Annotated in this window: 15 protein-coding genes and 1 pseudogene; 5 read left to right on the forward strand and 11 right to left on the reverse strand. The window is 72.9% G+C overall.

The genetic code is table 11. The annotated features are described in order from the left end of the window. Positions 1-140: 140 nt before the first annotated feature. The 3 genes from ACQKM2_RS04575 to ACQKM2_RS04585 are packed head-to-tail and all read right to left on the reverse strand — an operon-like array spanning position 141 to position 3,558. On the reverse strand, positions 141-1,391 hold the full coding sequence (locus ACQKM2_RS04575; RefSeq protein WP_427706505.1) for an MFS transporter: 1,251 nt from the start codon (positions 1,389-1,391) through the stop codon (positions 141-143). Next, on the reverse strand, positions 1,388-2,143 hold the full coding sequence (locus tag ACQKM2_RS04580) for a PIG-L deacetylase family protein (RefSeq protein WP_427706507.1): 756 nt from the start codon (positions 2,141-2,143) through the stop codon (positions 1,388-1,390). The genes ACQKM2_RS04575 and ACQKM2_RS04580 overlap by 4 nt, the downstream gene beginning before the upstream one ends. 11 nt (positions 2,144-2,154) lie before the next feature. Further along, positions 2,155-3,558: a glycosyltransferase gene (locus ACQKM2_RS04585; RefSeq protein ID WP_427706509.1), complete on the reverse strand. Its 1,404-nt coding sequence runs from the start codon at positions 3,556-3,558 to the stop codon at positions 2,155-2,157. A 787-nt stretch (positions 3,559-4,345) separates the two neighbouring features. On the opposite strand from ACQKM2_RS04585, the gene ACQKM2_RS04590 reads away from it, so the two are divergent. Genes ACQKM2_RS04590 through ACQKM2_RS04600 form a run of 3 tightly spaced genes read left to right on the forward strand, consistent with a single transcriptional unit; the run spans position 4,346 to position 6,778 of the window. Beyond that, positions 4,346-5,140 (forward strand): ABC transporter substrate-binding protein, encoded by a 795-nt coding sequence (locus ACQKM2_RS04590; RefSeq protein ID WP_427706793.1) that lies wholly within the window; start codon positions 4,346-4,348, stop codon positions 5,138-5,140. Continuing rightward, positions 5,137-5,937: an amino acid ABC transporter permease gene (locus ACQKM2_RS04595; RefSeq protein WP_427706511.1), complete on the forward strand. Its 801-nt coding sequence runs from the start codon at positions 5,137-5,139 to the stop codon at positions 5,935-5,937. Before ACQKM2_RS04590 ends, ACQKM2_RS04595 begins: the two co-directional genes overlap by 4 nt. Positions 5,938-5,974: 37 nt before the next feature. Beyond that, positions 5,975-6,778 carry an amino acid ABC transporter ATP-binding protein gene (locus tag ACQKM2_RS04600; protein WP_427706795.1) on the forward strand — a complete coding sequence of 268 codons (804 nt, stop codon included), beginning with the start codon at positions 5,975-5,977 and terminating at the stop codon, positions 6,776-6,778. An 8-nt stretch (positions 6,779-6,786) separates the two neighbouring features. Here the strand turns inward: ACQKM2_RS04600 and ACQKM2_RS04605 are convergent. The 6 genes and pseudogenes from ACQKM2_RS04605 to ACQKM2_RS04630 all read right to left on the reverse strand — a co-directional run. Next, a pseudogene (locus tag ACQKM2_RS04605) lies at positions 6,787-6,906 on the reverse strand (IS5/IS1182 family transposase); the annotation flags it as partial. Between the two features lie 243 nt (positions 6,907-7,149). Next, positions 7,150-7,743 carry a hypothetical protein gene (locus ACQKM2_RS04610; protein ID WP_427706513.1) on the reverse strand — a complete coding sequence of 198 codons (594 nt, stop codon included), beginning with the start codon at positions 7,741-7,743 and terminating at the stop codon, positions 7,150-7,152. A gap of 155 nt (positions 7,744-7,898) precedes the next feature. Next, on the reverse strand, positions 7,899-9,080 hold the full coding sequence (locus ACQKM2_RS04615; protein ID WP_427706515.1) for an MFS transporter: 1,182 nt from the start codon (positions 9,078-9,080) through the stop codon (positions 7,899-7,901). A gap of 157 nt (positions 9,081-9,237) precedes the next feature. Further along, a complete protein-coding gene (locus tag ACQKM2_RS04620) occupies positions 9,238-9,966 on the reverse strand; it encodes a response regulator (protein WP_427706517.1) in 729 nt (242 codons plus the stop codon). Positions 9,967-10,056: 90 nt separating this feature from the next. After that, entirely contained in the window at positions 10,057-11,040 is a 984-nt protein-coding gene (locus ACQKM2_RS04625) for a CU044_5270 family protein (protein ID WP_427706519.1), read from the reverse strand. Then, positions 11,037-11,603, reverse strand: coding sequence for an RNA polymerase sigma factor (locus ACQKM2_RS04630; RefSeq protein ID WP_427706522.1), 567 nt, complete (start codon positions 11,601-11,603; stop codon positions 11,037-11,039). Before ACQKM2_RS04630 ends, ACQKM2_RS04625 begins: the two co-directional genes overlap by 4 nt. A gap of 340 nt (positions 11,604-11,943) precedes the next feature. On the opposite strand from ACQKM2_RS04630, the gene ACQKM2_RS04635 reads away from it, so the two are divergent. Both ACQKM2_RS04635 and ACQKM2_RS04640 read left to right on the forward strand, forming a co-directional pair. Further along, on the forward strand, positions 11,944-12,654 hold the full coding sequence (locus ACQKM2_RS04635; RefSeq protein ID WP_401238606.1) for a tRNA-dependent cyclodipeptide synthase: 711 nt from the start codon (positions 11,944-11,946) through the stop codon (positions 12,652-12,654). Next, a complete protein-coding gene (locus tag ACQKM2_RS04640) occupies positions 12,651-13,832 on the forward strand; it encodes a cytochrome P450 (protein WP_427706524.1) in 1,182 nt (393 codons plus the stop codon). The genes ACQKM2_RS04635 and ACQKM2_RS04640 overlap by 4 nt, the downstream gene beginning before the upstream one ends. A gap of 43 nt (positions 13,833-13,875) precedes the next feature. Here the strand turns inward: ACQKM2_RS04640 and ACQKM2_RS04645 are convergent, their stop codons facing one another. Further along, entirely contained in the window at positions 13,876-14,622 is a 747-nt protein-coding gene (locus tag ACQKM2_RS04645; protein ID WP_427706526.1) for an MOSC domain-containing protein, read from the reverse strand. A gap of 9 nt (positions 14,623-14,631) precedes the next feature. Next, a complete protein-coding gene (locus ACQKM2_RS04650; RefSeq protein ID WP_427706528.1) occupies positions 14,632-15,192 on the reverse strand; it encodes a hypothetical protein in 561 nt (186 codons plus the stop codon). Positions 15,193-15,320: the final 128 nt, after the last annotated feature.

Here is a 15,320-nt window from a genome sequence, read left to right on the forward strand (position 1 = left end):
ACACGTACACGCCACCTCTGGGAAAGGGAAACGGAATGCTGAACGAACACCAGGAGCGGGCACAGTAACAGATGTACAGGTGGTTGTAACCGGCAATTCGCCTTTGTTTCAAAGGTATTGGCGGGCGATCTACCGAATGATCAACGACCGTGCGGAGTTTCTTCCAGTGGAACCGGAATCTTCTTTCCGGGATCCGTCGCAGGCAGTGCGGAGGCGAGGACGGCGGCCGCCAGGGCGAGCGCCGGCACCAGGAACAGCGCGGTGCGCAGGCTGCTGTGGGAGGCGAGGAGACCGATCAGCGGAGGTCCGGCGAGGAAGGCGAAGTAGCCGGTGGTGGACACCGTCGCCACGGCGGTCCCCGCCGAGGCCGCGGGGATCCGGCTCGCCCCGCCGACCACCAGCGGGAAGGACGCGGAGATCCCGAGTCCGACCGCGCAGAACGCCACCACCGAGGCCGCCGGATGCCCCGACAGCAGAGCCGCCAGCGCCCCCGCCGCGCTCAACAGGGCCCCCCAGCGCACGACGCGCACGGGACCGAACCGCCCGGCCGCCCGGTCACCGCCGAGCCGCCCGGCCGTCATGGCGAGCGCGAAGGCCGCGTACCCGGCACCCGCCGCACCGGGCCCCGCGCCCAGCGAGTCGGCCAGGTACACACTGCTCCAGTCGGTCATCACCCCCTCGACCAGCAGCACGCACAGGCCCAGCGCACTGAGCGGCAGCAACCGGCCGGCGCCCGGGCCGCCGTGCCCGCCGCCCCCGTCCCCGCGCGGAGGCGGCGGCGGGGGAGGGGCCGCCGGGTGCAGGGCGGCCACCGCCACCCCGGCAACGGCCACCCCCACGACCGCGGACACCGTGAACTGCGTACGCACCCCCACGCCACCGGCGGCCGCGGCGGTGCCGAGCAGCGCGCCCGCCAGCGCCCCGGCGCTGAACAGGCCGTGGAAGGAGGAGAGCCTCGCCCGCCCGGTGCGCCGCTCCAGGTCCACCGCGTGGGCGTTCATGGCCACGTCCAGCGCCCCGACCGACGCCCCCAGCACGGCCAGGCCCAGCACCAGTTCCGGCAGCGAGCCGGCCAGCCCGGGGAGCGCGATGGCGGGGGCGTACACGAGGGCGGCACAGCGGGCCACCGGCCGGCTGCCGAAGCGGTCCACCAGCAGACCGGCCGCGGGCATCGCCGGCACGGACCCCAGCGCCACCCCGAGCAGGGCCGTGCCGAGCCGGCCGTCGGACAGCCCGAGCTGCTCCTTCACCTGCGGGATGCGCGGGGCCCAGCTCGCCAGGACGATCCCGTTCAGGAAGAAGACCGCGTACAGGGCGGCCGCGCCCCTGCCGTTCGCGTCCCCGCCGTTCGCGTCCCCGCCCTTCGCGCCCCTGCCCTTCGCGGCGCTCACCGCGGCACGGTCAGGACCGGGAGGCGGATGCCCGTACCCTCCGGGACCAGGTCGTGCACCGAGGCGGCGGGATGGGAGGGCGCGCAGGTGAAGGCCTCCGCGTACCGGACGCCCGCCTCCAGGCCGCGCCGCGCCGCCTGCTGCCTGGTCAGGTCCAGGAAGTCGGCGCCCTTGCGCTCCTTGCGGGCGCTGTTCTGGCTGGCGTGCTCGGCCAGCATGGCCTCCTTCACCGCCATGGTCCCCGTGATGTCCACCCACAGGTCGGGGGTGCCCGCGCCGGTCCCCAGCAGGGTGTCCATGTGGAAGAGCGGAGGGACCCGGTCGGTGGCGGGGCTGCCGGTGGCGAGGCCGGGCTCGCGGGCCAGCAGCCGAGCCGCGCCGACGAGCCGGCTCACGGCGCGGTGGTCGGGGTGGTAGTCGTCGGGGTGGTGGGCGAGGACGACGTCCGGCCGGACCCGGCGCAGCACCTCGACGACCTGCCGGCGGGTGTCCGCCGTGTCGAAGAGGAAGCCGTCCGGCTGCCCCAGCCAGAGGAGTTCCGCGCCGAGCACGCCGACGGCCCGCCGCGCCTCCTCCTCGCGGACCGCGGCCGTCCGCGCGGGGGACAGGGTGCGCGAGCCCAGTTCGCCGTTGGTCGCGACGGCGACGGTGACCTCGGCCCCCTGCCGGGCGTAGTGGGCGAGCGTCCCCGCGCAGAACAGCTCGACGTCGTCGGGATGGGCCCCGAAGGCCAGGATGCGTACTGCTGTCACGCTCTGCTCCCCTACCGGTAGCGCCGGGCGGCGTCCGAGAGGACCCGCGCGAATCCGAGGACGCTGCTGTCGGTGAGGAAGCGCCGCAGCACGCGCTGGTGGCCGTTCCTGCCGAGCTCCTCCGCGTAACCGCGGTCCGACAGCAGCCGGTTGACCGCCTCCCCGAGGCCCCGCAGGTCGCGGGGGCCGGAGAGCAGCAGCCCCGTGGTGCCGTGCTCGACCTGTTGCCGGATGCCCCCGACGGGGGCGGCGACCACGGGCCGGCCCTTCCAGGCCGCCTCCGACACGGTCAGGCCGAATCCCTCGGCCAGGCTCTTCTGGATCACCACGGCCGAGCGGCGCTGGATGGCGTTGACGGTCAGCGCGTGCTCCGCCGGATTGGCCGTCGGCACCTGGACCAGGTGGACGCGCCGCCCCCGCGGACCCAGGCCCGCCCACACCTGGCGGCACTCGGCGAAGACCCGCTCGGCCTGCCGGTCGCCCGTGGTCTCCGGGCCGACCAGCAGCAGGTGGGCGTCGAAGGCCGGATCGACGTACTCGGCGAACCCCCGGATCACCCCGGGGATGTCCTTGACCCGGTCCCAGCGGCTGACCTGGGTGACCAGGGGCGCACCCGCCGGGGCCGGACCACCGCCGCGCACCACGCGCGCGGGCCGGCGCACCAGCAGGTCGGTCAGGTCGTACCGCCCGGGAGAGGCCCCGCGCTCCTCCTCGATCAGCCCGGCGGCGGCCAGCAGACGGGACGGATCGGTGCCCGGGTGCAGCGGGACGTTCTTGGGGGACAGCGGGTCGATCGACGGCGGGAGCAGGCGGTGGTCCACCGGCGGCAGTCCCGGGGGCAGGACTCCCGGGCAGGAGGTGATGTGGCAGTGCGCGCAGGAGATGTAGCGGTGCAGGAACTCCCATCCGCGGGCGGCGAGGTCCTCCCGCAGCGGCGTTCCGATGTGGGCCCGCCACAACACCGTGCAGCCCGCCGCGCGCAGATGGGGAATGAGCCCGGCCGTCTGGTGGTCGTGGACGACGACGATGGAACGCCGGTCCACCGCCGGGGCGAGCCGCGCCGCGTTCTCCGCGCAGACCCGCTCGTACATCCGGCGGCCCCGTTCCAGGTCCGCGGTGTCCGCCTCCGGGGGCACGCCGCACAACCGGTAGTACAGGGACTTGGTGAACGCACGGAACTCGGGCGGGCCGGCGAGGGTGGTCCAGCGGGTGGAAATGCCCCCGCCCGCCAGGTAGGGGAGATCGGCCCGCAGGAGTTCGGCGACGCCACCGCGGACCGGGTTGTCGCTGATGTGCCACACGGTGCGCCCGTCGAGGAGGTCGCGCACCCCGTGCAGGGTGTCCCGTACGGCCTCCGTGCGCTCGCTCCCCACGAACGGTTCGATCCACTCCAGCGGCGCGCCGGGCAGCTCCACCTCGGGCGCGGCCGCCGTCCGGGCGGGGGAGGGGTGCGTCCGGGGGCCCGGTAATCGCCTCCCGCGGGCCCCCGGGGCCCGTCCCGGCGGGCGCGACCCCAGCTGGACCGACAGTTTGTGCAACAGCGTGTTTCCATGGCGCAGACGTGTCACGGTATTCGCCTTCCCGGGAGTGTCGGGGCGGACGGTGGGGGGAAAGCCGCTCGACCCCTGGTGGAATTCCGGCCGCTCCGGCCTGTTGTGGCCGTGGGGAAATCGCCGCGTGGAGAAACGGCTGCGGGCGGCGGGGAAGTGATGATGTGTCGGCATATGGAGGAATCCGCAACGCCCCGTCCCGATCCTGGCACGAGGTCCACAGTCGCGACATGTGTTCCCGCACACGCGGTGAACGCGCGCACGCGCCCCCGGGGTCGCCCGTCCGGGGGACGGAAAGGCTCCCATCAGGGCGTTCTCCGCGAGCACGGCGGGCCGCCCGGCGGAAATCCCGGAAAACCGTTGACGAAGTATTGACGAGGACGCATCGGAAAAGCCGTGCGCCCTTCGTCTCCCGGACTCCTGCCGCACCCGGCGCGCCGCGGCAGGACGCTTCGCGCCGCATCGCGCACGGTCCCTTGCCGGTGCGCCCCCGGGGCTTACGATCTCGACGGACGGTCCCCTTCCGCGACCGCCGCTCCCCTCGCACCCCCCGCACCCCCCGTGGAGGTCAACCGTGTTCCGGACGGCCGAAGGACACCGCAGTCACCGTGACGGCGGTCACCACCACCCCTCCCGCCGGCGCACGCGCGCCCTGGCCGCCGCTGCCGCCGCCGCGGGCCTGTTCCTCGCCGTGGGCTGCTCCTCGGGCGACGAGGGGCCGGGGGAGGCGGCGGGGGGCGTGAAGGTCGTCGAGAAGGGCAAGCTGACCACCTGCACCCACCTGCCCTACCCGCCGTTCCAGTTCGAGCAGAACGGCAAGGTCGTCGGCTTCGACGTCGCCCTGATCGACCTCGTCGCGAAGAAGCTCGAAGTCGAACAGAAGGTCCTCGACACTCCGTTCGAGAACTTCAAGACGGGTGCCTTCCTCAACTCCGGCCAGTGCGACCTCGCCGCGGCCGGCATGACCATCACCGACGAGCGCAAGAAGAACGTCGACTTCTCCGTCCCCTACTTCGACGCGACCCAGGCCCTGCTGGCGACGAAGAAGAGCGGCATCACCTCCCTCGCCGACCTCAAGGCCAAGAACAAGAAGCTGGGCGCGCAGGCGGAGACCACCGGCGAGAGCTACGCCAAGGCCCAGGGCTTCAACCCGGTCGCCTTCGAGAGCTCGGACGCGGTGCTCAACGGACTGCGCACCGGCCAGGTCGACGCGGTCGTCATCGACTACCCGGTCGTCCAAGGCTGGCTCAAGGACCCGAAGAACTCCGCCGAGTTCGTCCTCGGACAGAACATCGAGACCGGCGAGAAGTACGGCTTCTCGGTGAAGAAGGGCAACACCGCCCTCCTCGCCGCGATCGACAAGGCGGTCACCGACGCCAAGGCCGACGGCACGTACAAGAAGATCTACGAACAGTGGATCGGCCCGCTGCCCCAGGCGACGTCGTGACCTCACGGCTCACCCGGCGGCAGCGGCGCCGCGTCTGGCAGGGCGTCCAGTACGCGGTCTTCGTCGCCGTCCTGGTCCTGGTCGGCGTACTCGCCGACTGGGGCCGGCTGCAGAACCAGTTCGCGCAGGCGGACCTGGCGGCCAGGCTCTTCCCCGAGATCATCACCGTCGCCCTGCGGAACACGGTGGTGTACACCCTCTCCGGCTTCCTGTTCGGGCTGGTGCTCGGCCTGGTCATCGCCCTGATGAGGCTGTCCTCGGTGGCCCCGTACCGCTGGGTCGCGAGCGTCTACATCGAGCTGTTCCGGGGCCTGCCCGCCCTGCTCATCTTCATCTTCGTCGGCGTGGCGGTCCCCCTGGCCTTCCCCGGCACGGCCATCCCCGGCGGCGTCTACGGGAAGGTCGCGCTCGGCCTCGGCCTGGTCGCCGCCGCCTACATGGCGGAGACCATCCGCGCCGGCATCCAGGCCGTCCCCAAGGGGCAGATGGAAGCGGCCCGCTCACTCGGCTTCTCGCACGGCCGGGCCATGGTGTCGGTGGTCATCCCCCAGGCGTTCCGCATCGTCATCCCCCCGCTCACCAACGAACTGGTCCTCCTCTTCAAGGACTCCTCACTGGTGCTCTTCCTCGGCGTGACGCTGGAGGAGCGGGAGCTGACCAAGTTCGGCCGGGACCTCGCCAGCGAGACCGCGAACTCCACCCCCATCCTCGTCGCGGGCCTGTGCTACCTCCTCGTGACCGTGCCGCTGAGCTTCGTGGTGCGCCGGCTAGAGGCCCGCGCCGACAAGGCCACGTGAGGAACCGATGCCACAGACGACGGGAACGGGGCACACGATGGGCGGCGACCGTCCGGAGATCGAGATCCGCGGACTGCACAAGTCCTTCGGCGACAACCACGTCCTGCGGGGCATCGACCTCGACATCGGCCGCGGCGAGGTGGTGTGCGTCATCGGCCCCTCCGGCTCGGGCAAGTCCACCCTGCTGCGCTGCGTGAACCTGCTGGAGGAGCCGACGAGGGGACGGGTCTTCGTCGGCGGTACGGAACTCACCGACCCCGACGTGGACATCGACGCCGCGCGCCGCCGCATCGGCATGGTCTTCCAGCAGTTCAACCTCTTCCCGCACATCAGCGTCACCGGCAACCTCACCCTCCCGCAGCGCAGGGTCCTGGGCACCGGCAAGGAGGAGGCCGCCGCCGTCGCCCGGGTCAACCTGGAGCGCGTCGGCCTCGCCGCGAAGGCCGACGCCTACCCGGCCCAGCTCTCCGGCGGCCAGCAGCAGCGCGTCGCCATCGCCCGCGCCCTGTCCATGGGCCCCGAGGTGATGCTCTTCGACGAGCCGACCTCGGCGCTCGACCCGGAACTCGTCGGCGAGGTCCTGTCGGTCATGCGCGTCCTGGCGGGGGAGGGGATGACCATGATGGTCGTCACCCACGAGATGAGCTTCGCCCGGGAGGTCGCCGACCGGGTCGTGTTCATGGACGGCGGCGTGATCGTCGAACAGGGGCCCGCGGAACAGGTCGTCACCCGCCCGCGGCACGAACGCACCCGCAACTTCCTCGACCGCGTCCTCGACCCGGCGGCGGTCGAGGCCCCGGCCGAGGCACCGGCCGACGGGGAAGCCCCGCCGGAGTCCTGAACCCCGGCCTGGTCGGCGGGCTGCGGGATCATCGCCCGGATGCCGTGTCGTCGCAGGTGGTGGCGGATCGCCCGGGACGAGTAGGCCTTGTCGGCCAGGACCACGTTCGGCGTGGTCCTGGGACGGCCGGTCCGCCGACGGACCCGTAAGGGGGCCATGACCTGCTCGAATGCGGCTCTTCCCGTTGCAACAAGGTGAGTTGGCCGGTGTCCGTGCTTGTGTGATTCAAACAGGTTTCCCGACCTGGCGCGCCCGTACCCCGATACTCGGCGTTTTGGATCACGTGCGGCTGCGCGACTGCGGTGGCGGGCCGCCGGGACGCGAAAGTGAGAAATCCGTGGACGGAAATGCGTCCAAGATGATCCGACTGCCTACATCGTTTCCCGCCAACCGCCGCCCGCAACGCCCCAGCCGGTGACTTCGGGCCTGACCGGGGGGAGCGCCCAGGGATCCAGGGTCCCGTCACAGAGCTCTGCCAGAAACTGGACCATCCCGCCCTGGTAGTGCCACCAGGGGCCGTTGCGGGAGCAGATGGTGACGGGCCAATGCTCCGGATCATCCCCAAGCACACTCCAGAAGAACTGGTCGCCCTCTTTGGAGGCCCCCCAGGACATCAAGCTCACCGAGACGAGCTCCGGCGGACGCAGCTCGGCGGGGTAATCGGAATCCCACCCCTTGTTTTCCTTGTCCGTCGCCCTGGCCCAGCCGTTCTCCTCTCCGGGCCAAGGAACGAAAACGCCCAGGAAGTCGTCCAGCTCGAAGGCCGGATACCACTCGGCGAGCGACTTGAAGTCGGACGGCAGCGCCGTTTCGAGGCCTTCCTCGACCGCACTCCAGTCGAAGGCAGCCGGTTGCTTCCGGCGGAGTTCCACGAGGTTGGGGACACTGCCTTCCAGTACGGCGATCGCCTCGTCCGGGCCGAGGATCCTGTGCAGGGGCTTCTGGGTTCCTATGAGCTCTTCCACGGACGCAGCCTGCCAGACGGCTCCGACAACCTCGTCGGCCGAGTGATCCGCTGGTTCGAGCCGTGCAGCAGCGACAAGACGCCACCGTCTACCGCGCCGGACTCCGCCGTGCTGCCATCCTCATCTGGTCAGCCAGCTGATCCGCAGGAAGAGGCCTAGGGGTCCGACCGCCGGAGCAGGTAGGCTCCGGCGGCCGAGACCAGGACCGCCATGCAGGCGATGAACACCAGCCCCGCGCCCTCCAGGCCGACCGGCTCGACCAGCACGCCCACCCCGATCACCGGCACCGAGATGCCCGCGTACGCCACCACGAACAGCATCGAGATCACCGCGGCGCGCCGGTCCGGCGGCGAGGCCGAAGCCACCACGGACAGTGCCCCGCGGAACGCCAGCCCCTGACCGGCCCCGCCCACCAGCGCGCTCAGCACCACCAGCGCCAGCAGGTCCCAGTACAGCGCGCCCGCCAGCAGCGCGAGCCCGGCCAGCAGCCCCGCACAGCCCAGCGGCAGCGACCGGCGCGCACCGACCCGGCCCACCGCCAGCTGCCCCGCCGTCGAGGCGAAGAAGGCCAGCGCGACGACCAGCCCGCTCACGGCCCGGTTGTGCACCCCCAGGGACTGCGCGAGGAACGCCGGGCTGACCGAGGTGAACACGCCGAACAGCGCGAACCCCACGAACGCGGCCATCGCCGCCGGCCCGAACACCGGCCGCACCGGCGGCGGCAGCCCGGGCCGCTGCGGCCGTACGGTGGCCAGGGACCGCCGCTGCCGGACGGTCTCCCCGAGCCCCAGCAGGACGGCGGCCGAGACCGCCACCAGGACGAGGTGCACCTCGAACGGCAGGTACAGCGGCCGGGGCGCGTACTGCGCGAGCAGTCCGGCCAGCAGCGGACCGCAGCCCAGCCCGCCCATGTTGGCGGCCGTCGCCACGAACGTGGCCCGGCCACCGCCGCCCGGCGGGGCCGACTCGATGACGTAGGCCGTGGCCGCCCCGGTGAACAGCCCGGCCGACAGCCCCGACAACAGCCGCCCCGCGTACAGCCACCCCACCCCGGTGGCGAGCAGGAAGCACCCGGCGCTCGCCGCCGCGAACCCCAGCCCCGCCAGCAGCACCGGCCGCCTGCCCACGGCGTCGGAGGCGTTGCCGGCCAGCAGCAGCACGCCGATGACCCCGAAGGCGTACACGGCGTACACCACGGTGACGGTCAGCTCGGAGAAGCCGAACTTCTCCTGGTAGAGGCCGTAGAGCGGGGTCGGCAGCGTGGTACCCGCCATGCACACGGCGAACACCGCCCCGCCGAGCACACACTGCCGCCAGCCCCGGCGCATCCGGTCCATGCCGCCGACGGTATCCCCGCGCCCCACCCCGGCCCCGCCCCGCGCGGCCGAATCGCCGGGACGTCGCCCACCCGCCACGCCACCGGAACGGGGTACGGGGTACGGGACATGATGGTCATGGACAAGCAGCGGCTCGCCGGGCCCTGGCCGGCCGGTCTCAGTCCCGGTCCGGTGCGTCACCCGCGCCGAGCCCCGCGTCCCGGGCGCGGACGACCGCCTCGGCCCGGGTGGTGACGCCGAGCTTCTCGAAGATGCGGGTCACGTGGTTGCGTACGGTCTTCTCCGCCAGGAACAGCTCGCGGGAGACGCGCCGGTTGTCGTAGCCGCGGGCGACCAGGTCGAGCACCTCGACCTCGCGCGCCGTCAGCGCGGGGAAGAGCCGTTCGGCGTCGCGCCGGCCGCCCCCGGTGGCGAGCACGGCGATCCGCGCGGCCACGTCCGGCCCGAACACCGCGCCCCCGGCGGCCACCGTGCGCACCGCGTGCAGCACCTCCTGCCGTCCGGCCCCCTTGAGCAGGTAGCCGCGGGCCCCGGCGTGCAGGGCCGCGAGGAGGGTGCCGTCGTCGTCCGCCATCGTCAGCACCAGCACCGACACGCCGGGGTGCTCCTCGGCGAGCCGGCGGGTGGCCTCCAGGCCCGAACCGTCGGGCAGCGACAGGTCCATCACCACCACCTGCGGCCGCCCCTCCTCGACCGCGCCCGCCAGCCCGGCGAGCGTCTCGGCCTCGCCCACCACCACGACGTCCTCGGCGCTCTCCAGCGCCGAGCGCAGCCCCGTGCGGAACAGCGGATGGTCCTCCACGAGCACCACGCGGACCGGGGTCGACCCGGACCCGGACCCGGACCCGGACCCGGACCCGGGCCCGGACTCGGACTTGGACTCCATGGCCCCACTATGGGCGAGGGACGGGCACGGGCGTCGGCAACCCGGACCGCTCGGCGCGGCTCCGGCCCGCCCCCGCCCGTCAGCCGTGCCTCACCAGGGCCGCACCAGGGCGGGCGTCTCCCCGGCCCGGTCGCTGACGCCCCGGCCGACGACGGCCACCGAGGTCACCGCCGTGCCGGCCTTCCCCCAGGCGCTGTCCTCCAGGAGCACGGTCCGCTCGCCCAGCAGGCGCAGGCTGCTCCTGTCGAAGATCCACTCCGTCCGCTCGCCGTCGTGGACCCGGGCGACGGCCACCCCCGTGCGCCCCGCCGCGTCGGTGGCCTCGGGCACCAGCACCACCCCCGGGATACGGGCCGCCGCGCGGTACAGGGCGGCGCTCACCCCGGGCGGGGCCTCCATCCGGCGCAGCAGGTCGCCGATGGCGACGAACGCCTCCTGGTCGGGGCCGGTGGTGGAGCCCGAACCCGGCCCGTGGTTCAGGCGGGTGTCGGCGTAGATCACCTCCAGGAGCCTTCCGGGGTCGGTGGGGAGGGATTCGAGGAAGCGGTAGGTGGGGCCGTTGAGGGTGGCCCTGCGCTCGCCGTCCGAGCGCAGCGTCCTCGTGCCGCGGGCGGTCCGCTCGACGGGGTCGGCCGAGCCGTCGACCGACAGCCAGCGTTCCGCGGACCCGTCCGTGCGCGAGGCCTCCATCGCCCCGCCCGGCACCTCGGAGAGCGCCGTGCTGTGCCCGGTCGTGCGCGTGTACAGGAACTGGCCGTCCCGGACGGCCGGTGCGGGCGCCTCCTGGGCGGTCAGCGCCACCCGGTCCAGCAGCCGCACGGCCGCCGGATCGGGCGGCGCGGCGGCGGGCGGCCCGGCGGGGCCGGTGGCGCCGAGGGCGACGGCCAGGGTGACGGCGCAGGTCGCGGCCCCCGCCGCGAGGAGGAGCGCGGTGCGCCGCCGGGTCCGCGCGGGGGCGGGCGAGGCGTGCGCCTCCCGGAGGAGGTGCTCCCGGAGCCGGGCCCGTCCGGGGAAGGGCAGTTCGGCGTCGGAGAGGCCGGGCAGCTGTCCGAGAGGTTCGTCGGCGGGGTTCACAGGTTTCCCTCCCGGGCGGTTCGGGGCGCGGGGAGGTGCCCGCGGGACGGGGACTGGGCGAGGTGGGCGGCGATGAGGACGCGCAGCCGCGCGCGGGCGCGCGAGAGGCGCGAGCGGACGGTGCCCGCGGGCACCCCGCACGCCCGGGCCACCTCCTCGTGGCTCAGGCCGGACCACACGTGCAGCAGCAGCACCTCCCGGTCGGCGCGCCGCAGCCGGCCGAGGACGGCGAGCGCGGCGGCGGCCTCCGCCGAGTCGGCGAGGCGGGAGACGACGGCCTCCGCCACGTCGGGCGCCGCCTCGGGAGGCGGCAGCCGGGTCGTCGCCTCGCGGTGGCGGCGGGCCGCCCGGCGGGTGTTGCGGATGACGTTCGTGGCGACGCCGAAGAGCCAGGCCCGCCGGCTGGTGACGCCGTCGAGCGTGTCGCGCAGCCGCCAGGCCTCCAGGAAGGTCAGGGAGACGATGTCCTCGGCTCCGGCGGGGTCGCCGGTCATGCGGACGGCGTGCGCGAACACCGCGTGGGCGTGTTCGTCGTAGATGTCCGCGAACAGTTGGGGGTTCACGCTGGGAAGTGTCCGCGCAGGGCGCCCCGTTGCATGTGACTCCGGTCACGCGACGCGCCCGCGGGCGCAACGGAACCGCGGATACCGCTCAAAACGGAAGCTTGCCTTCGAAAGGGCCGACCCGCCAGCGGATATGGCGGAACGTCACTTTACCGACCGGATCCACGCGCTTACAGGCCGTGGCAGTTGACTCGGGCAACATACGGTTTCAGTAACCGAGACGAACTGCACGGTAATCGTCCGGGGACTCAAGTGTTCGTATAGCTTCAGCACGTCGCCGCCGCACCCGGGACACGGGGTCCGCGCGGGGAATCGCGGCGACAGGGATGCGACCACTCCCATGACAACAGCCACTCGAACCAGTGCCTTCCGTGTCGACGCGTACACACCGCACTGCCAGGTCATCGCCGACGAGGGCGGCCACGCCGTCATCGGCATCTCTCCCGGCAACTCCTACTTCTCCGCCCAGCGTGTGCACGCCCTCGCCGAATGGGCGCTCGACAACTTCGAGCAGGCCGACCTGATCTACACCGACCTGCACGTGGCCGAGATGTACGAGGCGATGGGCTATCCCCCCGACGAGGCCCGCCGCAAGACCGTCAAGAACCTGCGCGGCGTGCGCGCCAAGGTGACCAACGCCGTCGCCGACATCGACCCCTCGGGCACCCGCCTGCGAGGCAGGCCGATGTCCTCGCTGCGCGGGATACCCGCCTACGACGCCATGCACGCCGACCTGCTGGAGCGGCTGCACACCGACCCGGCGTTCGCCGAGACCTGCAACGAACTCGTCGACATCTTCCTGTCGTCGAAGGTCCTCGGCGGCCAGCAGCCCACCGCGCACCAGCGGGCGGTCTGCCTGGACTACGTGTGCGCCGAGGCGCCGCTCTTCCTCGACACCCCCGCGATACTCGGCGTCCCCTCTTCGCTGAACTGCTACCACCAGGCGCTGCCGATGGCGGACCTGCTCTACTCGCGCGGCGCCGGACTGCGGGCCTCCCGCAACCAGGGCCACGCCATCGTCACCCCCGCCACCGAAGGAGACCAGCTGTGACCACCCACGCGGAGCCGATCCTCGAATTCCCCTTCACGTGGGACGGAACGCACCTGCCCACCCAGGTCGACGAACTGCCCCCGGTGGTGAAGGTCCGCACCATCGCGGGCGCCGAGGCCTGGCTCGTCTCCTCGTACGAGCTCGTCAAGCAGGTCCTGGAGGACGACCGGTTCAGCCTCAAGAACACCTCCGACCCGGGTGTGCCCCGCCAGTACGCGCTGACGATCCCCCCGGAGGTCGTCAACAACATGGGCAACATCACCGGCGCGGGCCTGCGCAAGGCCGTCATGAAGGCCATCAACCCCAAGTCCCCGGGCCTGCAGCAGTGGATGGACGAGTACGCCGCCGAACTCGTCGAGCGGATGCTCCAGCACGGCGCCCCCGTCGACGTCCGCACCATGTTCACCGACCCGTTCTCCGAGGCGATGCACTGCCAGATCCTCGGCATCCCGCACGAAGCGGCCCCGCTCCTCGCCGAGTCGCTGCCGATCGCCTTCATGAACAGCGCCACCGAGATCCCCGCCGCGCGCCTGAACTGGGACCGCGACATCGCCTACATGAAGGCGCGCCTCGACGACACCGAGCAGGGCCTCGTGGGCGACCTCGCCAAGCTGCGCGGCACCGAGGGCTACGAGCACGTCAGCGACGAGATGTTCGCGACCGTCGGCGTCACCCTCTTCGGCGCGGGCGTCATCTCCACCGCCGGCTTCCTCGCCATGGCCCTGGTCACCCTCCTCACCCACCCGGAGGAGGCCGACTACCTGGCCGACCACCCGGAGCTCATGCCCCAGGCCGTGGACGAGCTGCTGCGCATCAACCTGTCCATCGGCGACGGCCTGCCGCGCCTGGTCATGGAGGACATGACCCTGGGCGACGTCCAGGTCAAGGCGGGCGAGCTGGTCCTCGTCCTGCCCGAGGGCGCGAACTTCGACCCCTCCGTCTTCCCGGACCCGCACCGCCTCGACTTCACCCGCGCCAACTCCTCCGCCCACTTCTCCTTCGGCGGCGGCTCCCACTACTGCCCCGCCACCGCCCTCGGCAAGAAGCACGCCGAGACCGCGCTGCTCGCCCTGCTCAAGGCCATGCCCCGCATCCGGCTGGCCGTGCCCGTCGAGCAGCTCGTGTGGCGCACGGGCTTCATGAAGCGCCTGCCCGAGCGCCTGCCGGTGATGTGGTGACCACCGTCTGACCTGCCCCGCCCGCCGGCCGTGCCCCCGCCCCTCACGGGGCCGGGGGCACGGCCCGTTCCACCCGGACCGGGTCCCCGACCCGGACCCGGCCCGGGCCGGCGACCGTGGCCAGCGCGTCCAGCCGCATGTCGTGCCCCCGTGCCACGGCGCGCAGCACCAGCGGCGAGTGCGGCAGCTCCTGCTGGGCCTCGTTCACCATCGCGCACCGCTCGCTGGAGCGCTCGAACCGTACGCGCAGCGAGCCCCCGCCGATCCGGGCCGTGGAGCCGAACCACAGGTCCTCCACGAACGGCAGAGTGCCCGGCGGCGTACGCACCAGCAGGTTCGGCCGGAACCGGCGCTCGTCCACCGGCACCCCGGGCACCGCCGCACGGACCCAGTCCAGGGTGGCGGTGGTCAGCACGCTCAGCGGCAGCTGGTCGAAGTGCGAGACCGCTTCCTCACGGGCCACCTCCACGTCGTCACGGCCCAGATGGCGCCGCACGCAGGCGGTCGCGTCCGGTGCCGGCACCCCGTCCGCGTCCAGCAGCTCGGGCACTCCCGCCACCACCCCGTCCGGATAGCGGGACCGCAGCCGCAGCAGGCCCGGCATGCGCCGGAACCGCCGCGTGTTCTTCCCCGAGCCCAGCTTCCCGTCGGCGTCCCGGACCGCGTAGAGGCGGTCCCCGACGAGCCCCCGCGCGTCCGCCTCGGCCTCGAAGAGCAGCTCCCCGCCGGTGGACTTGACGGGGTAGCGCCATATCCGCTCGACCGTGCCGAGCACCGTACCGTCGTCCATGCGCCATGATCACACGGGGCAGGGACGGTACTCCAGGGCGAGTTCGCGGTCGACCGCGTAACTGGTGCGCATGGACGCCTCGGTGACCTTCTGCCAGGACCCGTACTTGGCGTAGAGCTGGTCGGCGGTCGGGCCCAGCGGGTTGCCGTACTTGGCCTGGTTGCGCTCCTCCAGGACCCGGACCTCCTCCGGCGTCATGCCCGCCCGGGTGATCTCCTTGGCCTGGTTGCGCATGTCGACCATCTCCCGGGCGATCTCCTCGTCGGAGGCGCCGGCTTCGCGCATGTCCGCCTCGGTGCGGTGCATGTCCTCCAGCAGGCCGTGGTAGCGCATCCGGGTCCGCTGCGCCTCGACCTTCTCGTCCATCGGCATGACGCGGATCCGGCACACCACCGGATCGGTGCTGGGACACGGGTCGTCGGCCGCCACCGGCCGGGCCAGGGGAGCGGTGATGACCGAGCCGCACGCCTCCGCGGCGGTGGCGGCGGAGGCGGCCGCCGGGGCGAGCAGGGCGACCGAGGCGAGCAACGGCACGAGGGCGCGGCGCATGAACGCGGTGGAGGGAAGCATGCCCGCCATCCTGGGCGGGCGCACCGCACCGGTTCACGCAGGCGCACCGCCCGACGCTGCCGATCACCCCTACGGGGACGGGGACCGGCCGGCCCCCGGAACGGGGCGGGTCGCACCGCCGCACGCCC

The sequence above is a fragment of the Streptomyces sp. NPDC004126 genome, assembly GCF_050275515.1.
Classification (GTDB): Bacteria; Actinomycetota; Actinomycetes; order Streptomycetales; family Streptomycetaceae; genus Streptomyces.